This window comes from Mycobacterium sp. E3198 (genome assembly GCF_001667015.1).
Classification (GTDB): Bacteria; Actinomycetota; Actinomycetes; order Mycobacteriales; family Mycobacteriaceae; genus Mycobacterium.
In genome coordinates, this window is sequence record NZ_LZIS01000227.1 from 1 (window position 1) to 1,316 (window position 1,316).

The window sequence follows — 1,316 nt, forward strand, 5'->3', positions numbered from 1 at the left end:
CGCACCGCCGGCACCCATTTTCGTACGCACGCCCCCGATATAACCGTCCGAGGTCGGCCAGTACCACTGAACCGCCCCGCAGCCCAATCTATTTCGAACTCATCGAAATTTTTGGTTCTGCATCGTGGAAAAGTCAGCGGCATTCAGGTCTTTGAGGGCGGCTGCGAAACGGTCGACCGCCGCCCTCGTCACCTGCCCGTTCTCCCCCGGCTTCCAGCAGAATCGTCGCGCGGGCCGTGCCGCAGGCGTACAGGGCAATCTCGGTCGGCGCATCGGCCGCTAGCGCCTTGCGCGCCTTGGTAATCCGACGGGCGAAGATCAGCGACACCGTGGCCGTTTCAGCGTCGAGGTCGAATCGGTCCACCGCAGCGGCGGCGCGTGCGATCGCCGGAATCTGGTCTGCGTGATCAGCCACCACAGCGCGTGCACCTCTTCAGTGGGGACGTCGCGATCCCTGGTCAGGAATGCGCAGGACTGCGCGCCGACCAGGTGATCATCTCGGCCTGTGCCCCTTGTCGATTTGGCGGCGTGCGCTTTGACGTGTGGCGATCCTCAATTAACACGACGCGGGCGATACCACCAATTTGCGCTGCCATTCCCGACCAAATCGGATGCCACGAACCGGCGGTTCCGATTGCGGCCTTAATGCGAACCCGGCTCAATGCCACAATCCCGTAAACGAAGCGCGCATGGCGAAACCCTAGAAAGGGTGAGCAGATTCGTGATATTGATATTACGCATCGCATTTTAGCTATCTCCATACGTCCAATGGTCGATGGTGGGGCGGCCGCGTCCGGAGGGTCGATGACGACCCGTAGGGAGGCCCGCAAATGTCGTATGTGATCGCCTCACCGCAAATGCTGGCAGCGGTCGCCACCGATGTGGCCGGTATCGGCTCGTCATTGAATGCGGCGACTGCGGCCGCGGCAATGCCGACGACGAATGTGCTGGCCGCGGCGCAGGATGAGGTGTCGGCGGCGATCACGTCGCTGTTTTCCGGTGTTGCCCAGGACTATCAGGCGCTCAGCGCGCGGGCGGCCGCGTTTCACAGCGAATTCGTGCAGGCGCTGGGTGGCGCGGGGGGTGCATATGTGGCCGCCGAGGCGGCCAGTGCGTCGGGATTGCAGGCCGTGGGATCGGCGACGTTGCAGGTGGTTAATGCGCCGACCGAAATGCTGGTGGGTCGTCCGTTGATCGGTGATGCTCCTGCCGCGACGACACCGGGTGCCCCGGGCGGGGCCGCCGGGATCTTGTTTGGCAACGGCGGTAACGGCGCTGCCGGGGTGGCCGGGGTCAACGACGGTGCCGGTGGTGCT

Annotated in this window: 2 protein-coding genes; one reads left to right on the plus strand and one right to left on the minus strand. The window is 64.1% G+C overall.

Features of this window, described 5'->3' with window-relative positions:
• Window positions 1–133: 133 nt before the first annotated feature.
• A complete protein-coding gene (locus tag A5673_RS29310; protein WP_156748551.1) occupies window positions 134–418 on the minus strand; it encodes a hypothetical protein in 285 nt (94 codons plus the stop codon).
• Between the two features lie 412 nt (window positions 419–830).
• On the opposite strand from A5673_RS29310, the gene A5673_RS23735 reads away from it, so the two are divergent.
• Window positions 831–1,316 (plus strand): PE family protein (locus A5673_RS23735; RefSeq protein WP_156748553.1); only part of this gene is annotated, 486 nt, incomplete at its 3' end.